Genomic DNA, 22,730 nt, shown 5'->3' on the forward strand with positions numbered 1-22,730 from the left:
TAAAAAGCACGGAAAAACTAACAAAATAGTTTTTTCGTGCTTTTGTTTAATAAATGCTGATAGTATTGATTTATAGCATAATTATTTTTCTATAAGGAGATAAATATGGATAATTTAGAGTTATTGATTCAACAACTACAAGCAATTGCACAATCTGGAAAACATTATACAAAAGATGTATTTGATATGGAAAGATACAATCAGCTTGAAGATGTCGCAAAGAAGCTTGCAGCTAAATATACCGGTGCTAATGAACAACAATTGGACATTTTCTTTGATTCTGATAATGGATATGTAACTCCAAAAGTTGATGTTCGCGCCGTTACTTTTAATAGTGAAGATAAAATACTACTGGTAAATGAAAAACGAGGTAATACATGGTCCATTCCTGGAGGTTGGGCTGACATTGGATATTCCATTGGTGAAATTGCGGTTAAAGAGACCAGAGAAGAAGCTGGGATACATGTAACTCCTAGACGTCTGATTGCGGTAAGGGATATGCAAAAGCATGATTATGCCAAGAAAAATCTTAGTTATATTTATAAGAATATTATTGAATGTGTACCTGATAATAATAAATTAACTAATGTCGACAATTCCGAAACAGATGATGCTGAATATTTCACACTTGATGAAGCATTAAAATTAAATTTATCTTTAAATAGAAATCTACCTGAAGATTTACAGATGGCGTTCAAGTGTCATCATAGTGAGGTATGGGAAACAGTTTTTGATTATTAGTCACACAGTGTTTCTCTTAGTTCAGATGGATCAATATTTGCCAATCCCCAGTCACAGATAACATCAATGACTGGAATTAAGGATTGGCCTTTTTGGGTTAAATTGTATTCTACGTGCAGTGGTTGTTCATGGAAGTCATGACGTTCAACTAATCCATCAGTAATCATTTGTTGTATTTGTTCTGCCAGTATTTTGTGAGTGATAGGTTTCATATTGCGTTCCAAAGTATTAAATCTTGAATGTTCATTACCAGCAAGCTGGTATAAGATTCTTATTTTCCATTTTCCACGTATCAATTGCATAGTTGCATCAAATTCATTTGCGTACATTATATTTCCTCATTTTTCCATATCGTCTATTCTAGGTAGTGCTCAAAATTTCCCGGCTTTTTTCACTCTCTGTTTAGTTACCTAAAAGTGCGTACTTTTAAAATTGCTATCTCAGTCTATAATAAGAAAACGTTGAAATCAATTAATTAAGAGGAAGTATATATAATATGAAAAAGTTAATAGTTATTACGGGTGCAAGTTCAGGATTCGGTGCAGCAATGGCACGTTTGTTTAATGCAAATGAGTATCCTTTATTGTTGTTAGGTCGTCGTATTGAGAAGATTGAAGCTTTGGATTTAAAAGGTGAGGTAATGATTAGACATGCAGATGTTACCAATCAAGAAGAATTGGCCAAGGCAATTCGTGAAGCGGAAGCTAAATATGGAGCAACTGATTTATTAGTTAATAATGCTGGAGTTATGTTGCTGGGTAATGTTTGGAAGCAATCATCCAAAGAATGGCAAACAATGCTTGATACAAACGTGATGGGTGTATTGAATGGTATGCAGATTGTTCTTCCAGAAATGAAAAAAAATCACCATGGTACTATTATCAATATTTCATCAATTGCTGGATTCAAAGCGTTCCAAAATCATGCTGCTTATGTAGCAAGTAAGTTTGGTGTTCATGGACTCAATGAGACAGTTCGTCAAGAAGTTTCAGGTGATAATGTTCGTGTAATGTTAGTGGCTCCTGGAGCAGCCGAAACTGAATTGTTGACGCATGTTACAGATGACCATGCTTTAACAGAATATGAGGAATGGAAACAATCAATGGGTGGAATTACGTTGGACCCTAAGCATGTTGCTGAAACAGTTAAATTCATGTATGAAATGCCACAAGAAGTTAATATTCGTGAAGTTGATATTGCTGCAACATTGCAAGATAACTAGAATTTGTTAAAGAGTGAGAAGCGATTCTCGCTCTTTTTTTGACAGTAATTTAGAATTATATTGTTAAAATATTTTTTTGTAGTAAAATTTCATTGCTGTAAGATATTAAAGGAAATATATTATGCAAAATCTTAGCTATATAAATATTGTACTGGCATTATTGATCTTATATGTCGTAATTAAGAGACAATTAGAACCACGTACAGTTAAATTTAAACCAGAATTTTTTATTGTTATTATCTTGTTTGGAATTGCCTCGATTGGGGATGCTGTAAATAAACAGCATTTAAATCTTTCACAAAGCAATATATTAATTTTTGGAATTCTTAGTTTAATCAGTGCGGCTATTTTTGCGGGTCTAAGAGCTATATCTTATAAGTTTTGGATTGATGATGCGTGAAGGTAACTGGTTGACCATTGTTTGGTGGATAATAGGAATCGGCATGCATGCAGCAGTTGATATGCTTTGGACAAAGAGTTCTGTAACGTTGTTATTATATCTGGGTCTCACATTGTTAATTCAACGTGGACTCGTGTGGTATCGTGCTTCTTCCAAGTATCCGACGGAAATAGCGGCTAATATTGCTTCCCAATGAAAAGACAAGAATCACCGTGAACGTCGAAGAAGTAGGCGAAAGTGATAGATTTTTTATTTTAAATAAAAATGCGTTTAGCTTATTTGGTTAGACGTATTTTTTTTAAAAAGCAATTACGTTATTTAGCATAATTACTGACTATGAATGATAATTTTTAAAAATGTTATTATAAAAATGACAATGAATAAGTCATTACGTATACTGAACAGGCAAGATATTGAAAATGGAATAAGTGAGAGGTACAATACTTTTATGATTATCGAAGAACATAATAAAGATGAAATTTTGTCAGATATATTTAAAGCATTATCAGAACCTAATAGACTTAAGATGATTAGAATTTTAAATGAATCAGAAAAAGAAATCAGTTGTGGTGAAATGAGTAAAAAGTTAAACTTGAGTTTATCAACTGTTTCTTACCACGCTAAAGCATTAAGAGAAATGGGACTTACTCATACTAGGAAAGAGGCTCAAACTAAATTTCTTTCTATTAATAGATCAACATTTAAAAGATATCTTCCAGGTTTTTTAGATTCTTTGTAGGATCTTTTTTGTATTGTACTTCGATAGTTATACAACTAATGAATCAGTGGAGAGGACCTGAAGTATGAATAGAAAAATATTGTTAGTATCAATTTTCATTGCTACTTTTATGACTTCAGTTGAAACAACTGTTGTTACCACTGCTCTACCAGCGATTATTAGTGATTTGCATGGATTGTCGATACAAAGTTGGGTTTTTGCGATTTACTTGTTAACTACTGCAATTACAACTCCAATTTATGGAAAACTAAGTGACGGTATAGGGCGAAAGCCAATATTTTTAACAGGATTATTTTTATTTACTTTAGGATCATTTTTATGTGGTTTCGCGACAAATATGTATTTTTTGGTAATTTTTAGAGCTTTGCAGGGTATTGGTGCAGGCGCAATAAGACCAATCACATTTACAATTATTGCTGACATGTTCAGTTTCCAAGAGCGTTCACGTGTAATGGCATTGAATAATACTGCATGGGGAATATCTGCTTTAATAGGACCACTTTTAGGTGGATTCATTGTAGATAGAATTAACTGGCATTGGGTATTCTTCATAAATGTTCCTCTAGGAATACTTGTATTTTTATTGATTTTGTTCGAGTTCAAAGAGGAGTTTAATAAAAATAACATATTAAAAGTAGACCACATAGGTATTGGATTATTGACAATGGTATTACTTTCGATTCTTTTAAGTTTACAATCTTTTGGAAATATAACTCCAAATTTTATAGTAATTATTAGCGGTGTTTTAGTGTTCTTAATATCTTTGTACTTGTTTATTAAGGTTGAGAAACAATCCGTTGATCCATTGATACCACTGGACATGTTCAAATCTCGAACGTTTACAGTTCAGGTTATTACGGCATTATTAATGAGCGGAATGCAAATAGGATTTCAAATTTATTTTCCTATGTGGATACAATCCATTTATCAAATGCCATCATCAGTTGCAGGTTTAGCAATCACGCCAAGTCCGGTTATGTGGTTATTAACTTCATTTTTTACGGGGATGTTGATAAAGAGATTTGCTCCGAAATTTATTACTATGACAGTTGTAATTATTCAAATATTATTTTATTTGATTCTAGTATTCAATAACGTACAAATGCCTGTAATATGGTTTTATATTATATCTGGTATTACAGGTGCAGGTTTAGGAATTGTTATTACAATGAATACTGTCATTGCACAGGAATTAGTAGATGATAAGAGTGTCGGTACAGCGTCTTCGATGGTGACACTAGGAATTACTTTGGGGCAAACTGTAATGACTGGTATTTTTGGATTGATTTTTAATGTTTCTATTAATCGTAATTTGCAATCTTATCCAGAAGTAAGTGCCAGCAACTTGAATCGAGCAATTTCATTCAGTGGCACCAAATTAACCGATGTTACTGACATAAATCGTATTTTACTTAATTCATTCCATAATGTTTATGTAGTAGTGATAGTAATTTTTACTTTGTTACTACTTTTGAACTTATGGGACAATAAGAATTCAGTAATTCGTTAATTAAACTCCTACAAAAAAATAATAATATTATCTATAAAAAAGCTTGTAAATATAGTCAGTTAGTGCATGTTAAAATTATGTATTAACGTTTATGGAGAAATTATTAATGAAAAATTTTGTGTTTGATATCGACGGTACAGTAAGTTTTGATGGTCAAAGTATTCCTGATAATATAGTTAATTCAATAAAAAAAATAATTTTGAATGATAATCAAGTTATTTTTGCATCCGCCAGACCCATTCGTGATTTGTTACCAGTTTTGCCAGAAGAGTTTAGTGATAATTTATTAATTGGCGCAAATGGTGCTATGGTGTCTAATCAATCCGAAATTCGAATTATTAATTCGATTGGCAAAAAAGATGCTGAATATATTTTTGAATTGATCACACGTTACCAACTATCTTACGTTGTTGATAGTGATTGGAATTATGCTTCACAAATATCAGAATCAAATTGTATGTATGGTCAAATTGATGTAGGAAATTTTGCGAGACGAGTGCCTCTATCGATGATTGAATCACCAGTTAAGGTTATTTTATTAGATTTGACCGATGAACTAATAGAGGAAATCTCAGGGTTACTTAATGCAAATACAAATTTATCAGTTGTCAGTCATATTGGTGAAGGTAATCTAAATATAACTGCCAGTGAAGTTAATAAGTATTCAACTCTTAATAAACTTGGCATTACTGAATATATTGCTTTTGGTAATGACATGAATGATATTGAAATGTTGCAACATGCTGAAAGTGGCATTTGGATAACTAGTAAGACAGATCCATTGGTAGACAATCAAACCGTGTGCGCTGCGGATGTAAATGAAATAATTAAGAATATTGAAATGTTTTTGTAAAAGGCTGTGGCAAAAATGTCCAACAAAAAAATCAGGTCGTGGAAATCATAAGATTTCCCGAACTGATTTTTTTGTTGGATATTTAATCTTGGGTAAGTAATTCAGGACTCAGTGCTCTTGAATTCAAGAAAATATTGTATGCTTCTTTAGGATTTTTCACTGGGTTTTGACTCAACCAATAGAGAATAAAATCAATAATTCCTTGTGACAAAATTTCGTTAGCAAAATCAGTCGGGACTTTATCTTCAAACATCTTGCCACTATGGACGATTCGTAATATTAATAGTTTGGCTTTACGGATGATAACTGAATCAGGGCTTTTCATCAAGACGACAGCAAGCTCTTTTTGGCTATATAAGTATTTGAATAATTGAAAGAATGCGTTATTATACTTTTCATTTTTAACATCAGTTGGCGAAGCCTTGGGATATTTGTCAAAAATATCTTCAATTTGAAGTAGAACTTCATTCTCATATTTTTCAATTAGATCATATTTATCCAAGTAATGTAAATAAAAAGTGCCGCGATTTATTTGGGCTTGGTTTACTAGGTCTTTGATTGATAGTTTATCGAATCCATTTAAATTAACTAGTTTTATGAATGCTTTTTGGATTCTTATTTCTGTTTGAATAATCTTGAGATTGGTTTCCATAATATACACCCGGTGAACACTTAGTTGATTTATTGAGACTAATAATACTAAAAAAAAGAATAAATTCAAGTAATCAACACTTTGTTGAATATGTTGAGTATGTAAGGTTGATATGACTTATTTTTGAATTTAAATGGTCAAATACAAATCAACACATATTGAAATATTGAATATTGTTTAAATTTGAAAACTTTCTATTATATGAAATGTACAAGATATTGAATGGATGGTGATTAAAATGCTAAAAGCTGAATGGACCTATTTAATGAAAAATAAGACGTTTATTGTAGTATTAATAGCAATTGCTTTGATTCCAGCAATTTATTGTTATTTGTATCTATCCTCTATGTGGAATACTTATGGGGAAACTGACAATATTCCTGTAGCAGTAGTAAATCAAGATCGTCAAGTTGAATATAATGGCAAAGATATCGCTATTGGAAATAATTTAACGAAGAACCTCAAAAAGAGTGACTCGCTTAATTTTAAAACAATGAGTTATGACAAAGCTGAGAAAGATTTAAAAAATGGAAAAGTTTATATGACAGTTATTATTCCAAAGGATTTTTCGAAAAATGCTACAACTATTTTGACAAAGGATCCTCAGAAAATGACAATCAAATATCGGATGAATTCAGGTCAGAACTTCATTGTTTCTAAAATAACTAATGGTGCAGCCACTTCAATCAAACAAAATGTTTCTAAACAAGTGACACAATTGTATTCAAAAATTGTGTTGAGTGCACTAAATGGAGCAACCGTTGGGATGAATCAAGCCGCTTCTGGTAATTATCAATTAGCAGGAATTCCTAATATGAATGTTGCTGCAAAAACAGGTAATCAAAAGATTTCTGATTCATTAGCCACAGGTGCTCAAAGATTAGCCCAAATTAGTACCGATACTAAGAATTCCCAAATATTATCAAGCCCAATCAAAGAAGATGTGACAGATATCTCTAAAGTTCCTAATAACGGTACTGGAATGGCACCATTTGCAATTGCGATTGGTTTGTATGTCGGTGGAATTGCACTTGGAACAATGTATGACGGTTACGATCCTCGTAAGTACCCAAGAAGTTCTCTTGGTTGGTGGATTTCAAAAGCTAGTGTTATTGGTGTCGTAGCGACAATTCAATCAATTGTTTTATGGTTTACACTGATTAAATTCAACAATTTAGTTGTGAAATCACAATCGGTTTTATTCTTGGAATTGTTGTTGGGTTCCAGTTTGTTCCTATCGTTGATTTTTTGCTTGAGAAATCTCTTAGGCGGTTTTGGAACTTGGCTAGTATCAATTGTTTTAGTATTGCAACTAGCATCTTCTGGTGGACTATATCCAACACAATTACTAAGTCCATTTGCTAAATCTATGAATCAATGGTTACCAATGACATATCTAATTAATGCATTGCGTGCCACTATTTCAACAAGTGTTCCAATTCAAAGTAGTCTATGGACAGTGGTCGCAATTACGATTGGACTTAATTTATTGATTATTGCTAGATTTAAATTAGCAATGATCAAAAATCCAATTGTAGTCGGTGGTGATGAATAATTTGGATTATAAAGATTTTGAAAAAAATGATATTCATGTTTTAAAGCAGGCACAAGTTATTGCGTCAATGAACGTCACATTTTATCTGATTATTTCTATAGCCAAAATAGTTATTGGAAATATTGCTAAATCTACAGCCCTAAAAGCAGATGGTTACAATGGTGCAACTGATACATTGGCATATCTAATTATTATTATGGGTATTGCTTTTGCAAAACGACCAAAAAATCAGGAACATCGATTTGGATATGCCAAAGCAGAGACAATATCAACTTTGATAACGTCCATTTTGATAATTGAAACGAGCTTTTGGGTGATTTGGAAAGGGATTATCGACTGGATTAATAATAGTTCAGAAAAGCCGGATTTATTAGCAGCAGTGATAGGAATTGGTAGTGGTATACTGACGTTCATAATTTTTTTACTGAACAATTATTTTGCTAAAAAGATTCAGAGTAAACCGTTGTTAACATCATCAAAAGATCAGAAATGGGATGGCATAACTTCAATATTAACCGGTATAGCAATTTTAGCTTCTGAGTTAGGATTTCCTTGGATTGATAAATTGACAGCTATTGTTATTGGCCTATTGATGTTCAGAACTGGACTTTTCATTTTAAATAGCAGTGCGTTTAAACTAATTGATGGTTTTAGTAATGAATCACTAAATCAAGTTAAATTTGAATTGGAGAAATTTCGCCAAATAGAAAAAATTGTCAAAATTAATGGTAGAGAATATGAAAATGATATTTACATCTCGGTAATTGTGAAAGTTGATTGCTGCCTAACTGTTAATGATACGATGAAATTAACAAAGACCATGCAAAATTATTTACAACGACGATGTGGTATTTATGAATTAGATGTTCAGTATGTTTCTTAATGTATAAAACGGCAATCAACTTTGGAATTCTATTTAAGTTGGTTGTTTTTTAAGCTCTTGTAAGAAGTGATAAAAATGATTACCGAAAAAATTATTAGAACTTTAGAACCTTTTCTATTGAAATGGCATGAAAAAATTAGCTTTAATAATGTTATTCGTAAAACCGCAGTATTGATTTTTCCGTTTGTACTGATTGGGACATTAAGTCAGTTGGTTCAATTAATCTTTTTTACGCCTAATAGTTTTTCTATTCTGGTACTACATTTAGGTAATTTTACTGGATTGATTGGAAATACTGGAATGCTTTTTAAACTATTAACAGAATCCACATTAGGAATATTAGGCATTTTAACTGCATACGGAACAGCAAAGTTTGCTACGGAGATGCATCACGATAATCAACTAGCTGGATTAGTTGGTGCAATATCTTTCTTGATTCTGTCTTATCGTTTTTCCAATAGGCAATTTTCTATTTCCTGGATTGGATCGACGGGAATAGTTGTAGGGGTATTGGTTGGTTTTGGTGTTGCAAGTATTTTTAAAATATGGAGTAAGCCGGTTCCATCGAAGCCGATATCTTTTCTGAATAGGGTTTTTGCTTCATTTTTATCAGTTAATTTGTCGTTTTTAATTGCGATAATTCTTACTGTGTTGATTAATTTAATTATTATTGAAACTTCAAAAATCAATCCCAATATAATTGCAACTCATTCACATATATTCTGGATATTTGGTATTAGTATTCTGAGATTACTAATGACTTTTTTAGGATTAAGTGATGGTGGGCTAAGCTTTTTGAGTACTACTAGTAACAGTACTAATTTGAATGTTGCACTGATTCATCATAGTTTGTGGAGTATTCCTTTTCCATTAACAATCAAAAGTCTTTATATAGCCTATGGTAATTTTGGAAGTACTGGGATGTTATTGGCCTTAGTGATACTGATTTTAAGAGAAAGCAAGTTACATGATTTTAAAATAGTTGCAAGGTGGTCGTTGTTGCCAATTATTTTTAATTTAAATATGCCACTCATGATTGGATTGCCAATTATGTTTTTGCCGACGTTCGTTATTCCGTATTTTTTAGCTCCATTAGTCAGTATGTTTATAGCCGCGTTAGCAATTACTTTGCACATAATTCCAGCTATGGTTTATCCAGTTCCTACAGGTACTCCAGTATTCCTACAAGTATTTTTAGGAACAGGTGGTAATTGGCTAGCATTGCTTTTAGGAATATTTAATTTAGGGATTTCTGCTTTGATTTATTGGCCATTTCTAAAATTAGACGAAAAAGTATTAATGGATAATCACTTACCTTCAGGTCTATCTGATGAGAAGGTGAGTCGCTCATGAAGCAAGTATTTAAAAATCTTAGGTGGATAATTGTAAGCTTGTTTCTAATTATTTTGCTTTTGATAAGTCACAACTGGGCTGTAAAAAATAAGCAAGAATTAGAGCAGCAGCATTTCTCTAAAATGGATCCAGTTATTATGATCCCGGGTAGTAATGCTACGCAAAATCGCTTTGATTCATTAGTTATGTTGTTAAATAAGAACTCCATACATAAACATGATTTATTGAAATTAACAGTTCAAACAAATAATAAGATAACTTATACTGGTTCAACTAATTTAACTGGAAAACATCCGGTGATTGTTATTGCATTTACCAATAATAAAGATGGATATTCGAATATCAAGAAACAAGCGGAATGGTTAAGAGTCGCTTTAGAACAATTAATTATTCGTTATCACTTTAATCATTTCGATGCTTTAGGACATTCGAATGGGGGATTGATTTATACATATTTCTTAGAACATGATGCAACAAGGTTGGGAGTAAGGGTACAAAAGTTTATGACTATGGGATCTCCATTTAACCTAAACAAACAATCTATAACGGATCAGACACAAATGCTGGCTGATTTTATTAAGTATCGGGAAAATTTACCAAAACAACTAGAGGTTACTTCGGTAACCGGTGCACAAAATTACAGTACAGACGGATTAGTACCAGTTAACAGTGCTGCAGCCGAAAAATACGTTTTTCAGGAAGTAGTTAAGAATTACACTGTTGTGACTGTCACAGGTAGTAATGCAGAACACTCTGATTTACCACAGAATCCTCAAGTTGTAAATTTGGTGCAGAAAACTTTTTTCTAAATATACAAGAAAAGCTCCATTACAGAAACGTTTGGTTTCTGTAATGGAGCTCTTTTAATATGAAGTCATGTCAGGGCAATTTTTCCCTATTTTATATAGGACAAATATTCAAATAGTTCCCGGGTATATTTTTTACTTTTTTGAGTTTTAGCAATTTTCCATAGTTTTGCAGCCATGACTAATTTAGTGTCGATGTCTTTATTAATTGGATCTGCACAAAAGTCCTTTACGAATTGATTCCATTGATAACTAACATCATCTTTATCGGTATTTACCGTTGTCTTGCCGTCTTGAATATCAATTAATGTTTGTACAGTTATATTTGAATTGTTATTCAATTTTGCGGTTCTAATGGTAACCGCCATTTGTTTTGAAAATTTGAACGAATCTAATCCATAATGTTTAGCCATAAAATTACGTAATTCCTGATTAAGTTTTACTCCATCAATTATTTTTGTGGAATTTGTCAATTTGGAATTTAATTTGTTATTAGTGCTGGTAGTAGAAATTTGCTTTTCGTTATTTAAATATCGAATAATTTTTTGATTTAAATCATTTTTGGTTCCAGATGAGTTTAAATTTAATTTGCGACAAATTTCTTGTAATTCGGTTTTATATAAATATTTTTCTTTAAATTCTTCAGAACCTATTTGATGATTTTGGATTTGCTTAATTAATGAAATCATATTTATATCCTTAAATTATTATTTGAGTATTTTCTATAAAAAAGCTCGTAACAAAGCATACTTTCATTATGATAATCTTATTTTCATACAAGTATTAATTACTTAATAACAGGAGATAATTCATGGATAGTTTAGAAATATTGCTACAACAATTACAAGCCATTGCACAATCTGGTAAACATTATACCAAAGATGTTTTTGACATGGAACGATATGAACAGTTAGAGGATGTTGCTAAAGTCATTACTGCTAAATATACTGGTGCGAATGAGCAACAGTTGGATATCTTCTTTGATTCTGACAATGGTTATGTAACTCCTAAGGTGGATGTCCGAGCTGTTACTTTTAATAGTGAAGGTAAGATACTGTTGGTAAACGAAAAGTTGAGCGATACTTGGTCTATTCCTGGTGGTTGGGCTGACATTGGATATTCGGCAGGAGAGATAGCTATTAAAGAGACTCACGAAGAAGCTGGTATACATGTGACTCCTAAACGACTAATCGCAGTTAGGGACATCCAAAAGCATGATTATGCTAAGAAAAATCTTAGTTATATTTACCGACACATAATTGAGTGCATACCAGATGATAATAAATTAACTGATATTGATAATTCAGAAACTGATGAAGCAAGATATTTCACATTAGCTGAAGCGTTAGAATTAAAGCTGTCTTTGAATCGAAATATTCCAGAAGACTTGGAATTAGCTTTTGAGTCGCATAAGAGTGATATTTGGGAAACAATTTTTGATTAAGTTGTTTTAATCGAGTAAAATTTGAAGCATGATGAATACAAATAATGTTAAACAATTAGCTGTTTTTAAAGCTTTGGCAGATCCAGCAAGACTTGAAATTGTTGAATATTTAAAACATGTTGATAATGAAATATCATGTGGTGAAGTAGGTAAGGCATTGAATATTAGTAAGACTTCAGGATCTTATCATTTTAAGATACTTCAAGAAGCCGGACTGATTAACGCTAGGAAAGAAGCTCGAGAAAAATATGTAAGTCTTAATCCTGAGTGCTTTGATAAATTTATTACTAATTTTTATAAAAATATTTGAGAGTGTATATTTACACTCTCTTTTTGTTTGTCATTTTTCTTGTCATATTTTTTATAGAATGTTAGTTTTAAATAGTTCAAAAATATTTGAACTATTTTTGAATAAAAAATGAATGGGGAAAATACGAATGGAGAATAAGCAAGTTAAATCAAGTTGGATTTTGGCATTAACATCATTAGGATTCTTTATGTCGATGATGGATTCGATGATTGTAACCACGGCATCAACGGCAATTCGAAGTGATTTTAATATTACAGTTAGTACTTTGCAATGGGCAATGAATGCCTACAATATCACAATTGCGGCTGTACTGTTGGTGGGTGTATCTTTGGGAGAACGACTTGGTCGACGTAAGATTTACAACATCGGTATTTTTATTTTTACTTTGGGATCAATTCTTTGTGCAATATCTGATAACATAACCTTTCTTGTGTTCGCTCGTGTGATTGAGGGAATTGGTGCATCAGTTATGACGCCGATGTCTATGGCTATTTTAACAAATGCCTTACCGATTTCAGAACGCGGTAAGGCATTAGGTATTTGGAGTGGTATAGGTGGTCTAGCGCTGATTGTTGGACCATCCTTAGGTGGTTTCATAGTTACACAATTTACGTGGCAATGGATATTTTGGATAAATGTACCGATTGGAATCATTGCTATTTGTTTATCTAAAAAAATTCTACCGGAAAGTACTGGAGATGGAGACAAAACTAATATATTAGATGCGCTTTTAATTATTATTACTTCCGCCGGTATTATTTGGTCTTTGTCAGAAATAACTTCTACTAGTTCATTATTATTACCCTCAGTAATCGGAATTTTTAGTTTGTTGTCAGGGATATGGTTTGTATTTCGTCAAAAGGGTGAAGATAGACCTATGATTCCACTAGGATATTTTAAGTCAGTAACTTTCTCCGGTGGAAATATTGCCACATTTTTACTTTACGGTTCTATGTACGGAGTCGTATTTTTTTTGCCACAGTTTTTACAAGTTGTCGGCAAATCTAGTTCTTTAGATGCAGGATTAAAGATACTTCCATGGACAGGGACATTAGTTATAGTTGCTCCATTTGCCGGAAAGTCAGTTGACAAATACGGTGAAAAAATGATTTCTACATTGGGTTTATTATTTCAAGGTGTTGGTTATCTTCTAATAATGATTTTTGTAAATGAACACAGTTCATACTTAATTATGGTTTTACCACTAGCATTAGCTGGAGTGGGTTTATCTATGGCTGGTCCAGCCTTACAAAAAGCAGTATTAGGATCTGTAGATAAGATTGATATTGGTAAAGCATCAGGAATATACAATGTGTTCCGATTGCTCGGAGGTGCGGTAGGAACAACAGTTTCAGTTTTGGTTTTCTATAAATTTGGAGGAACTTCGAATGCAAAATTATTTACTAATGGATTTAAATTAGTAATGTTTAGTTCTGGAATTATCTCCATATTGGGTACAATATTTTCAATTCGTTTCAAAAACAAATTGAAACAATTTTTATGATTTTCTACTAATGGCTAAGCTGTCATAGGCTCCCAATTTGTCATCATGAGCTAGACGAACTAGAAGGTCAGCTACACTTACACTGGCTACTTCGCTTGTTTCGGGTGCTTTACCTTCATTGACTACTTCGTAATTTTTAATATCGTGTCCATTGTCCAACCAACTCAAACGAACAATTGTGTAATTTAAATCGGAATTCTTAATTGCATCAACTACTTGCTGATAAGGTTCTAATATTTTTTCATCACTTATATTACCTGATGCACCATTGGTTACAGGGATTTCATTGCATAGTCCCATAGATGTTAAGAATAAGAATCGTTTGACTCCTTCTTTGTCCATGGCATCAATTATCTTTTGAATCAGAAGTTCCTCATTACTATCGAGAGATACTAATACTACATCGATTCCTTTCATTGCGTCATCCAAAATTTTTTCGTCAATAATATCTCCTTTAAATACTCGTTCACGTTTTTCGTCTATTGTTAGTAGATTAGTGTACCGTGACATCAAAGTGATGTTATCATCTGTTTTATTTAAAAAGAATTTTGCTGCTGTTTGTCCCATTAAGCTTGTTGCACCAATAATTAGTATGTTTTCCATTACGCTACCTCCATTATTTTTACTTCTCTATTACACGTCCATCCTAACGCATTATTTTGAATTATGTTCAATTCAACCTTTTGATAAGATTCAAAAATGCATTCATAATGATGGTTATTTTTTATATAAAAAAGCTCGTAATATAAATCCATGTGTATGTGTTAAAGTTATTTCTAAACAAAAAAGGAGAAAATAATGAAACGGATTGCAGTGTACTGTGGAGCATCTAGTGGGAACAATGATATTTATAAGCAAGCAGCAGTGAGATTAGCTGATTGGTTAGTTGATAATAATTTAGACCTTGTATATGGTGGCGGTGGAGTTGGCCTGATGGGAATCTTAGCCCAAGAGGTACTTGATAAAAAAGGACTAGTATACGGAATTATGCCACAAGAGTTAGTTGATCGAGGTGCGGCTTACGATGGGTTAACAGATTTACAAGTGGTACCAAATATGTCAATTCGTAAACAACAAATGTTGGAGTTATCCGATGGTTGTATTGCACTTCCCGGTGGACCTGGTACTTTGGAGGAGATCATTGAAGCATTCTCATGGGCAAGGCTAGGAGATAATGTTAATCCATGTGTTCTTTACAATGTGGATGGGTATTTTAATCCGCTAAAACTTATGTTTGATGATATGACTAATAAAGGCTTTTTAACATCAGATGACAGGAATAAGTTGTTCTTTTCCGATTCATTAGATGATATATACGATTTTATGAATAATTATATTCCACCAATTATTCGTCAATATTCTAAATAATTCATTTAAAAGGGTCTCTCCAAGTTTGGGAGACTTTTTTTGCGAGCGATGATCTTATTCGTAAGTAAAGAATTCATTAAGTATCTTGCCAATATCCGACAAATATTCTTAACGCTGTATAATTTATTATGTAAGTAATGATTAGATTTTTAACTTAAATATAAATAAAGAGGAATTTTAAAATGAACAAGAAAAGACTAGCCTTAGCATCATCATTAGCAATTTTGATGGCACCAACTGCACTTAATTCAATATCTAATTCATCAGTATCAGTTAGAGCTGCGGATACAAGCTTGACTGGTACTATCAGGCGTGGTGGTAATGCACTTTATGATAGCAATGGGAATCTTATTCCTAATAAGTCATTACCTAATTACACATCTTGGAAGTTAGGTTCATCTTTCAACAAAGATGGGGTAACTTACTATCAGGTTTCTACTAATGAGTATGCTGCAGCTGATGGCATGGATATCGTAGGTGCTGACAATAAGGTGCAAAATAACGTTGACACCGATAGCAGATTAACGTTAGATGATCCAGTCGCCACCATTCAACAAGGTGGAGGAGCTGTTTATAACGCTAACGGTGTAGCAACTGGCAGAGTACTATCAGTTGGTTCAGCGTGGAAGGTTTTGAACCCTCATGTTGTTATTAATGGCAATAACTATTATCAAGTTAGTGGAACTGAATATATTCTTGCCTCAGGTTCAACATTGATTGATGCTGGTTCATCCACTTCAAATAACGACAATACATCATCTAACACTAATCAAAGTGGTAGCGTTGGAACTCTAGGTTATGCTGTAAAAGTTGTTGATATTAACGGAAAATCTAATGGGGTTGTATTACCTGCAGGTTCATCTTGGAAGTTAGGACAAAGGGTTAACATTCAAGGTAATGATTATTATCAAGTCGCAACAAATGAGTACGCATTGGCTATTGCGTTCAAGACTACAGGCAATAGTTCTAATAACAATTCAAACGATAATTCAAACAACAATTCTAATGTTGAAGTTGCCAAGGTTAATACAACCGTAACTATTGGTGCTAATGAGACTGCTATTGTTAACGATAATGGAGTAGCTACTGGTAATCATTTGGATGCAGGTACGTCATGGAAAGTTGATCAAATTAAAGTTGTTAATGGTTTTAGATATTATAGAGTAGCAACTAACCAGTGGGTAAAACGTACTTATGTACCAGCTGATAATTCCATAACTGTTACTTTGATAGGCAATCAAAAAGTATATGATACAGCAACAAATTCAATGTCTAGAACATTACCAAATGGTACATCTTGGAAAGTAGTTAAGGTTGTTGTTAATAGCAAGAATATCTATTGGGGTCAGGTATCCAGCAATGAATGGGTCAAAATCAGCGGTGACAATGCTTATAAAGGTGTAAGTATGTCAGCTGGGGATAGTGATTCAGTACCAAGTATTGCTGTTAAAGAACCAAGTTTTGCTTTGAATTTTTAATTTAATATGTTGAATAAAACAAATGCACCAGGTCGTTTTCGACCTGGTGCACTTTTTATATCAGTTAAGTGAAAAACCTTGTTTTCTTAAGAAGTCAGCTACATCAGGACGATGGACTTCTTTGAAAATTGCTAAATTTTTCTCACTCCATGAAGTATTTGCTGGATGATTTTTTCGATTATTGTAATAACTTTTAACCACTTTGTCATAATCATCTAAGTTATTGAATTGATCTTCATTGTATGAGTTTGTTGAAACCTGGTTTATTTCAGGCATTCTAGGTTTTAATTGATTTTTTTCACTTGGAACGCCAATCGTCATTCCAAATAGCGGAACTGTGAAATCTGGCAAATTTAATAGTTTAGCCACTTGATTAATATTATTGCGTAAACTACCGATGTAACAGATTCCCAGTCCCATTGATTCAGCGGCTGTCGCCATATTTTGGGCGGCTATTGTTGTATCGATGGTAGAAACAAGTAATGCCTCCATATTCTTGATACTATCGATACTTTGGTTATTAGCTCTTAGAATATTAGCCTGACGATGTAAGTCAGCAATAAATACGTAGAAGGTATCAGCTTCTTTAACGTGAGGAGAACTTATTGTGATGTCCGATAATTCATTGCGTAATTTTTGATCTGTTATTTCAATGATGGAAAAGGCTTGAACGAATTCGCTAGTTGATCCATGTTGTGCGGCGGCAATTAATTCACTTTTTTGTTGAGATGTAATAGGTTGATCTGTAAAACTTCGTACAGAAGTATGTTTGAGCATATTTTCAATAGTAGAATTCATCATAAAACCTCTTTTTTAGATATTTAACTATCTATTAGGATAGCATTAACGAGATTATTTTGTTTTAAATATATATCTTCAATTGAAGATATATTTGCTGCCGAATAATACATTTCGTATAAGAATATTTCCCAAAACACTGATATGCCAGTGATTGATCAAGATTGTACAAAATGATTCATTTCATATTATTGGATTCATTATAGATTGATAGTTAAAATTCAATCAAAATGAGTAAAAACCAAGGTGTGGAATGATTATGAAAAAGTTATTTAAAGAGAACTATCTTATTTTGTTATTGTTCCTATTGTTAAGTACTGTTTTGATCGGTTTGGTTGATTGGCATTTGGGTTATATTTTTGCTACAGGTGATTTTCATTATCACTTAGATCGAATTGAAACTTTAGCAAGCTCAATTAAACATTTGAATTTTTGGCCTAAAGTTGATGGTCATTTTATCGGCGGATATGGTTATGCATCCAGTTTATTTTATCCGGATATTTTCTTGTATCCAGCCGCATTATTGAGAGTTGCTGGAGCTTCACCTACAATTTCATATTTGTTTACTTTAATTATGATTAATTTTGTAACTATGTGGATTGGTTATATAGCAGGCAAGAGATTAAACTTGGTACCACAAAAAGCTCTATTATTTACGTTCATTTATACATTTAATGCTTATCGGCTTCAGACTTTGTTTAGCAGACAAGATTTGGGCGAATTGATGGGGATGATGTTTTTTCCCCTAGTTCTTTCTGAGCTCATTAACTTCAAGAATGGTAATTTTAAACAGTTGCATGTATTGGCTTTTGCAATGATTGGAATAGGATGTTCACATACTATTTCGTTATTCATGATAATTTGTTTTTCTATAATGTATGTTTTATTAAATATTAAGTCATTTTTGAATAAGAAAAAAATAATTGCAATACTCAAAGCTGCAGGATTGACTTTAGGGATTACTGCAGGGATATATTTACCAATACTGGAGCAGATGCATGGTCAAAGATATGCATTAACAACTGATCCTTTGATTAATATCACCAATGAAGTTATTTCTATGCAAGATCTATTAAAAAATTCATTAATGAATCAAGTTTTCCATGCTGATACGGTGAATATTGGAGCAGTTATCTTGATAGGATTAATTATTTATACTATTTATAATTTATCTCACACTAAAAATGTTGATTTAACTGTGATTATGCTGTTCTTTTTTGTGGCTTGTACAAATATTTTTCCATGGAAGTACCTTAGTCATTCAGTCTTTGCGGTTATTCAATTTCCATGGCGATTCTTCTCAATAATTTCGTTAATAGTAGCTTATTTGTTGTCAAACGATGATCTAAAATTATTTGATAATAAATTTTTTACTTGCAGTTTTGTATTGATAATTGCTTTATTATCCATCGGACTGGGACAACAAACAGTTTCTAGTTCAACTGATAGATTAGAATCATATAAGACATTTAACAAAATTGATAGTTATTATATTGGTGCTGGTCATGAGTACTTACCAAGTCAGGTGAGTTATCCAGAAGTTCTGGATCATAAGAACCGGGTTATTAATTATGATTCCTCTAACGTGGATATCAACGATTCGACTATCAATCGTCAATACATTGCTTTTAATTTCAATACATACGGTAAAACGGCAAAGATACAATTGCCGCTGATTTATTACAAAGGTTATCAAACTGAAGTGTACGGAACTGGAAAGTCGACATCCCCAAGAATTTCTAAAACAGGTTTAACCAATATTGATTTAACCGGAAGTGGTACGGTTAAGATTCAGTATGAGAATACTTTTATTCAAAAAATAAGTTTGATGATATCAGCCTTAACACTCTTATTTGTTGGACTAGAATTTCTAAATAAGAAGAGACATACGTATATTTCTGTATCAGATGAAGTTCCAATCTTCGTTATGCCGACAGAATATAATTACGTTTTTGTCTATCAAATTGTTGACGGTGTCGACAATATAACCTCAACAGATTAAAAAAACTTCAACATTGGTTGAAGTTTTTTTAGTTGAACCACAGGTTTTGTTCCCGAATCCGTGTTTCTTTGAGTAGATAAAGCGATACAGCTAAATAAAATAAGACTAGGAGTATCATTCCGAGTACATAGTCGATTGTTACTTTACCACTCATGATCATTCCCTGTTGACTGAATGACAGAATATCAATCAATGAATGCATAATTACTGGCCAGATAAACAATCCCGTGTATAAATAAATTGCACTAAATAGCATACCGATTCCAAATGCTCCTAAAGCTTGGATCAATGTGTTTTGAATATCTTGTCCTGATGTGAGGTTTAATAAATGAATCAAACTGAATACGGTACTATTAATCAAAGCAGAATAAAAAATCTTATATTTAAAGTTTTTAAAATACATTAATAAGAAAGTAAGAAAGACGTATCTGAATATTGTTTCTTCAGCAATTCCTGCTTCCAATCCAGAAAAAATATATTTCAAAGTTATATGAATTCCAGAGAAGTCAAACATATAAAATGTTTTGAAGTAGTTGCTACCCGCACCGAATGAATTTTTAAATAAAAAGTAAACACAAATGACAAATAGGGCAATTAATATTCTTGGACTAGTTTTATGAGCTAACTTATAACTAGGTAAATCGAATCCCCAGTTTTTCATAATTATCGAAAAGGTAATAAATAAGACAACTGCATCTAATACTTGTGTAGTGGATAGTAAATGGGCAATTGTATTGTTATTCAAAATGGTTTTTGTAATAACAAAACTGAATGATGACATTATAGTTATTATTAACAAGAATGACATTAGTAATTTACTAATATATCCAAAGATGTGTGGCCAAATAATAATTGATGTGGGGATGTACATTAACAGAAAGACTATACTGGTTAGAACTAATCCCAGACTGGTATTCCAAGGTAAGAAGTCTTGCGTTAATAAAATAAAGTAATTGAAGCTCAAATAATTAGATATGATCTGAAATATTGCCTGAAAGTAAGTATTTATAATTGCTATATCGTGTTTTGGATGTATAACGAATATCCCACCTAAATTTAGAAGCGTTAAAAAAATAGAACTAAAGATATCTTGATTGGTAGTGAAAAAATTTGCCCACACCAAAATTGTGTTTATTAGTATTTGTGAATAATATATATACTCTAATATTGGATGATAATCATTGCTTTGTTTGTAAATTACGGATATATTTCTCATAATATTCTCCCTTTATTAACTAAATTTTAAATCATAAGTTACAAAATAGATACTAATATTTTAATGATTTTTATTATTGACGAATCACGATTCAAAAACGTGATTATCACTTTATTGGCATCATTTTATAATAATTAAGCATCATATTTTAAACCGCTTTCATAAATGATATTATTAAAAATATCAAAAGATTCACTGAAAGGTTATGAGATTATGAGAAATTTTGATTTTTTAATGCCAAGTGTTAATTTTTTTGGACCAGGCGTAATTGAGAAGATTGGTGAACGTGCAAAAATTTTGAATATGAAACGTCCATTAGTAGTAACTGATACATTTTTAGAGAAACTTCCCAATGGACCGTTTGAGCAAACTGCAAAATCTTTGAGAACTGCAGGGATTGATTTTGTGGTTTATGATGGAGTAGAGCCAAATCCTAAGGTACGTAATATTCAAGCTGCCAAAAAACTATATATCGAGAAGGGCTGTGACAGTATCATTACAGTCGGAGGTGGATCGGCTCATGATACTGGTAAAGGTACTGGTATTATTTTGACGAATGGTGATGATATTACTAAGTTAGCTGGAATTGAAACTCTTGATAATCCACTACCACCATTGATGGCTGTAAATACCACTGCTGGAACAGGATCAGAACTTACTAGACATTGTGTTATCACTAATACTGAAACACATTTGAAGTTTGTGGTCGTCTCATGGCGTAATATCCCACTAGTGTCATTCAATGATCCAATGTTGATGTTGGACGTTCCACGTGGCATGACTGCTGCTACTGGTATGGATGCTTTTGTGCAGGCAATTGAACCTTACGTTTCAACTAATCGCAATGATATTACAGATAGTCAATGTGAAAAAGCAATTCAATTAATTGAGGGTAGTCTCCGCGAAGTAGTAGCTAATGGCCATAATATTGAGGCGAGAACTAAGATGGTTGAGGCAGAAATGTTAGCAGGTATGGCATTCAATAATGCTGATCTTGGCTATGTTCATGCAATGGCTCATCAACTAGGCGGACAATATGACGCTCCGCATGGTGTATGTTGTGCATTATTGTTACCGTATGTCGAAAAGTTCAATTTGATTGCTTGTCCGGAAAGATTTGCCAAACTAGCTGAAATCATGGGTGAGAATACAGACGGACTATCAATCCGTGATGCAGCAGAATTGTCAATTAAGGCAATGAAACAAATGGCAATTGACGTTGGTATTCCTAAGAGTATCAAGGAAATTGGAGCAAAGATTGAAGACTTTCCAATGATGGCTGAAAATGCTTTGAAGGATGGAAATGCATTTTCAAATCCACGCAAAGCTACGAAAGAAGAACTGATTCAATTATATCAAGAAGCATATGATGCTAATTAGAATTTTGGTATACTAAAGAAAATTTTAGTATATGGAGAATGGTTTATGGATGTCTTTGAAGATTATCTAAATAGTATTGAAGATGAGTCACATCGTACACGAATGATACAGATTATTGATTGGGTTCACGGGAATTTTCCAAACTTAGAGAAGCGCTTTGCTTGGAAGCAACCGATGTTCACAGATCATGGAACGTTTATTATCGGGTTCAGTATTGCTAAGAAGCACATTTCAGTTGCCCCTGAAGAAAAATGGATGGATTTATTTGTATCACGGGCTGAGGATTCTGGTTATAGTCACGGTACAAAACTATTTAGAATAGGTTTCGACCAGGATGTTGATTATGATTTATTGAGGGAAATCATTGAATTCAACATCGAGGATAAAAAAGACTGTGATACATTTTGGCGCAAAAAATAAAACAAGCTATCGGGATTTTTGAAGTGCAAGACAAAAGTTAGACAAAATTAAATATTTAAGCTGCTAAAGCATGTTCCCGGTATTCTACTGGTGACA

Annotated in this window: 25 protein-coding genes; 19 read left to right on the forward strand and 6 right to left on the reverse strand. The window is 32.6% G+C overall.

Annotated features, from left to right (window positions below):
* Nucleotides 1-105 precede the first annotated feature (105 nt).
* Nucleotides 106-741, forward strand: a complete 636-nt coding sequence (locus EKM79_RS08675) for an NUDIX hydrolase (protein WP_125567929.1) — start codon at nt 106-108, stop codon at nt 739-741.
* On the opposite strand, the gene EKM79_RS08680 is transcribed toward EKM79_RS08675, so the two are convergent.
* Nucleotides 738-1,070 (reverse strand): winged helix-turn-helix transcriptional regulator, encoded by a 333-nt coding sequence (locus EKM79_RS08680; RefSeq protein WP_125567931.1) that lies wholly within the window; start codon nt 1,068-1,070, stop codon nt 738-740. The two genes, EKM79_RS08675 and EKM79_RS08680, sit on opposite strands and share 4 nt — an antisense overlap.
* 167 nt (nt 1,071-1,237) lie before the next feature.
* On the opposite strand from EKM79_RS08680, the gene EKM79_RS08685 reads away from it, so the two are divergent.
* The 6 genes from EKM79_RS08685 (at nt 1,238) to EKM79_RS08710 (ending at nt 5,465) form a co-directional block, all read left to right on the forward strand.
* On the forward strand, nt 1,238-1,963 hold the full coding sequence (locus EKM79_RS08685; protein WP_125567933.1) for an SDR family oxidoreductase: 726 nt from the start codon (nt 1,238-1,240) through the stop codon (nt 1,961-1,963).
* 121 nt (nt 1,964-2,084) lie between these two features.
* Complete coding sequence (locus tag EKM79_RS08690; RefSeq protein ID WP_125567934.1) at nt 2,085-2,363, forward strand: hypothetical protein; 279 nt, start codon at nt 2,085-2,087, stop codon at nt 2,361-2,363.
* A complete protein-coding gene (locus EKM79_RS08695; RefSeq protein ID WP_125567936.1) occupies nt 2,350-2,559 on the forward strand; it encodes a hypothetical protein in 210 nt (69 codons plus the stop codon). The genes EKM79_RS08690 and EKM79_RS08695 overlap by 14 nt, the downstream gene beginning before the upstream one ends.
* 180 nt (nt 2,560-2,739) lie before the next feature.
* The gene (locus EKM79_RS08700) at nt 2,740-3,102 is read left to right on the forward strand and encodes an ArsR/SmtB family transcription factor (RefSeq protein ID WP_425454026.1); all 363 of its coding nucleotides are present in this window, start codon (nt 2,740-2,742) and stop codon (nt 3,100-3,102) included.
* A 64-nt stretch (nt 3,103-3,166) separates the two neighbouring features.
* On the forward strand, nt 3,167-4,612 hold the full coding sequence (locus EKM79_RS08705; protein WP_125567938.1) for an MFS transporter: 1,446 nt from the start codon (nt 3,167-3,169) through the stop codon (nt 4,610-4,612).
* A 106-nt stretch (nt 4,613-4,718) separates the two neighbouring features.
* A complete protein-coding gene (locus tag EKM79_RS08710; protein WP_164506053.1) occupies nt 4,719-5,465 on the forward strand; it encodes an HAD-IIB family hydrolase in 747 nt (248 codons plus the stop codon).
* 82 nt (nt 5,466-5,547) lie between these two features.
* On the opposite strand, the gene EKM79_RS08715 is transcribed toward EKM79_RS08710, so the two are convergent.
* Nucleotides 5,548-6,117, reverse strand: a complete 570-nt coding sequence (locus EKM79_RS08715) for a TetR family transcriptional regulator (protein ID WP_246005657.1) — start codon at nt 6,115-6,117, stop codon at nt 5,548-5,550.
* Nucleotides 6,118-6,355: 238 nt separating this feature from the next.
* On the opposite strand from EKM79_RS08715, the gene EKM79_RS08720 reads away from it, so the two are divergent.
* The 4 genes from EKM79_RS08720 (at nt 6,356) to EKM79_RS08735 (ending at nt 10,717) form a co-directional block, all read left to right on the forward strand.
* Complete coding sequence (locus EKM79_RS08720; RefSeq protein ID WP_125567942.1) at nt 6,356-7,672, forward strand: YhgE/Pip domain-containing protein; 1,317 nt, start codon at nt 6,356-6,358, stop codon at nt 7,670-7,672.
* A 1-nt stretch (nt 7,673) separates the two neighbouring features.
* Nucleotides 7,674-8,555, forward strand: a complete 882-nt coding sequence (locus EKM79_RS08725) for a cation diffusion facilitator family transporter (protein WP_164506054.1) — start codon at nt 7,674-7,676, stop codon at nt 8,553-8,555.
* Between the two features lie 75 nt (nt 8,556-8,630).
* The gene (locus tag EKM79_RS08730) at nt 8,631-9,908 is read left to right on the forward strand and encodes a PTS transporter subunit EIIC (RefSeq protein ID WP_125567946.1); all 1,278 of its coding nucleotides are present in this window, start codon (nt 8,631-8,633) and stop codon (nt 9,906-9,908) included.
* The gene (locus EKM79_RS08735; RefSeq protein WP_125567948.1) at nt 9,905-10,717 is read left to right on the forward strand and encodes an alpha/beta hydrolase; all 813 of its coding nucleotides are present in this window, start codon (nt 9,905-9,907) and stop codon (nt 10,715-10,717) included. The genes EKM79_RS08730 and EKM79_RS08735 overlap by 4 nt, the downstream gene beginning before the upstream one ends.
* 86 nt (nt 10,718-10,803) lie before the next feature.
* On the opposite strand, the gene EKM79_RS08740 is transcribed toward EKM79_RS08735, so the two are convergent.
* Nucleotides 10,804-11,403 carry an SAP domain-containing protein gene (locus EKM79_RS08740; RefSeq protein WP_125567950.1) on the reverse strand — a complete coding sequence of 200 codons (600 nt, stop codon included), beginning with the start codon at nt 11,401-11,403 and terminating at the stop codon, nt 10,804-10,806.
* Between the two features lie 122 nt (nt 11,404-11,525).
* Between EKM79_RS08740 and EKM79_RS08745 the strand changes: the two genes are divergently transcribed.
* The 3 genes from EKM79_RS08745 to EKM79_RS08755 all read left to right on the forward strand — a co-directional run bounded on the left by EKM79_RS08745 (nt 11,526) and on the right by EKM79_RS08755 (nt 13,972).
* The gene (locus EKM79_RS08745) at nt 11,526-12,158 is read left to right on the forward strand and encodes an NUDIX hydrolase (RefSeq protein ID WP_125567952.1); all 633 of its coding nucleotides are present in this window, start codon (nt 11,526-11,528) and stop codon (nt 12,156-12,158) included.
* Between the two features lie 28 nt (nt 12,159-12,186).
* The gene (locus tag EKM79_RS08750; protein ID WP_125567954.1) at nt 12,187-12,468 is read left to right on the forward strand and encodes an ArsR/SmtB family transcription factor; all 282 of its coding nucleotides are present in this window, start codon (nt 12,187-12,189) and stop codon (nt 12,466-12,468) included.
* Nucleotides 12,469-12,595: 127 nt separating this feature from the next.
* Nucleotides 12,596-13,972: an MFS transporter gene (locus EKM79_RS08755; RefSeq protein ID WP_125567956.1), complete on the forward strand. Its 1,377-nt coding sequence runs from the start codon at nt 12,596-12,598 to the stop codon at nt 13,970-13,972.
* Here the strand turns inward: EKM79_RS08755 and EKM79_RS08760 are convergent.
* On the reverse strand, nt 13,967-14,575 hold the full coding sequence (locus EKM79_RS08760; protein ID WP_125567958.1) for an SDR family oxidoreductase: 609 nt from the start codon (nt 14,573-14,575) through the stop codon (nt 13,967-13,969). The genes EKM79_RS08755 and EKM79_RS08760 overlap by 6 nt on opposite strands.
* Before the next feature lie 195 nt (nt 14,576-14,770).
* On the opposite strand from EKM79_RS08760, the gene EKM79_RS08765 reads away from it, so the two are divergent.
* The gene (locus EKM79_RS08765; protein WP_125567960.1) at nt 14,771-15,340 is read left to right on the forward strand and encodes an LOG family protein; all 570 of its coding nucleotides are present in this window, start codon (nt 14,771-14,773) and stop codon (nt 15,338-15,340) included.
* Nucleotides 15,341-15,522: 182 nt separating this feature from the next.
* Nucleotides 15,523-16,818 carry an SLAP domain-containing protein gene (locus tag EKM79_RS08770; protein WP_125567962.1) on the forward strand — a complete coding sequence of 432 codons (1,296 nt, stop codon included), beginning with the start codon at nt 15,523-15,525 and terminating at the stop codon, nt 16,816-16,818.
* Nucleotides 16,819-16,878: 60 nt separating this feature from the next.
* Here the strand turns inward: EKM79_RS08770 and nfsA are convergent, their stop codons facing one another.
* The gene (gene nfsA / locus EKM79_RS08775) at nt 16,879-17,616 is read right to left on the reverse strand and encodes an oxygen-insensitive NADPH nitroreductase (protein ID WP_125567976.1); all 738 of its coding nucleotides are present in this window, start codon (nt 17,614-17,616) and stop codon (nt 16,879-16,881) included.
* Nucleotides 17,617-17,875: 259 nt separating this feature from the next.
* Between nfsA and EKM79_RS08780 the strand changes: the two genes are divergently transcribed.
* Complete coding sequence (locus EKM79_RS08780; RefSeq protein WP_125567964.1) at nt 17,876-19,618, forward strand: hypothetical protein; 1,743 nt, start codon at nt 17,876-17,878, stop codon at nt 19,616-19,618.
* Nucleotides 19,619-19,646: 28 nt separating this feature from the next.
* On the opposite strand, the gene EKM79_RS08785 is transcribed toward EKM79_RS08780, so the two are convergent.
* Entirely contained in the window at nt 19,647-20,582 is a 936-nt protein-coding gene (locus EKM79_RS08785; protein ID WP_164506055.1) for a CPBP family intramembrane glutamic endopeptidase, read from the reverse strand.
* A gap of 462 nt (nt 20,583-21,044) precedes the next feature.
* Between EKM79_RS08785 and EKM79_RS08790 the strand changes: the two genes are divergently transcribed.
* Nucleotides 21,045-22,214, forward strand: coding sequence for an iron-containing alcohol dehydrogenase (locus tag EKM79_RS08790; protein ID WP_125567978.1), 1,170 nt, complete (start codon nt 21,045-21,047; stop codon nt 22,212-22,214).
* Nucleotides 22,215-22,259: 45 nt separating this feature from the next.
* Nucleotides 22,260-22,634 (forward strand): iron chaperone, encoded by a 375-nt coding sequence (locus tag EKM79_RS08795; protein ID WP_125567968.1) that lies wholly within the window; start codon nt 22,260-22,262, stop codon nt 22,632-22,634.
* Nucleotides 22,635-22,730: the final 96 nt, after the last annotated feature.

This window comes from Companilactobacillus insicii (assembly GCF_003946015.1).
Classification (GTDB): Bacteria; Bacillota; Bacilli; order Lactobacillales; family Lactobacillaceae; genus Companilactobacillus; species Companilactobacillus insicii.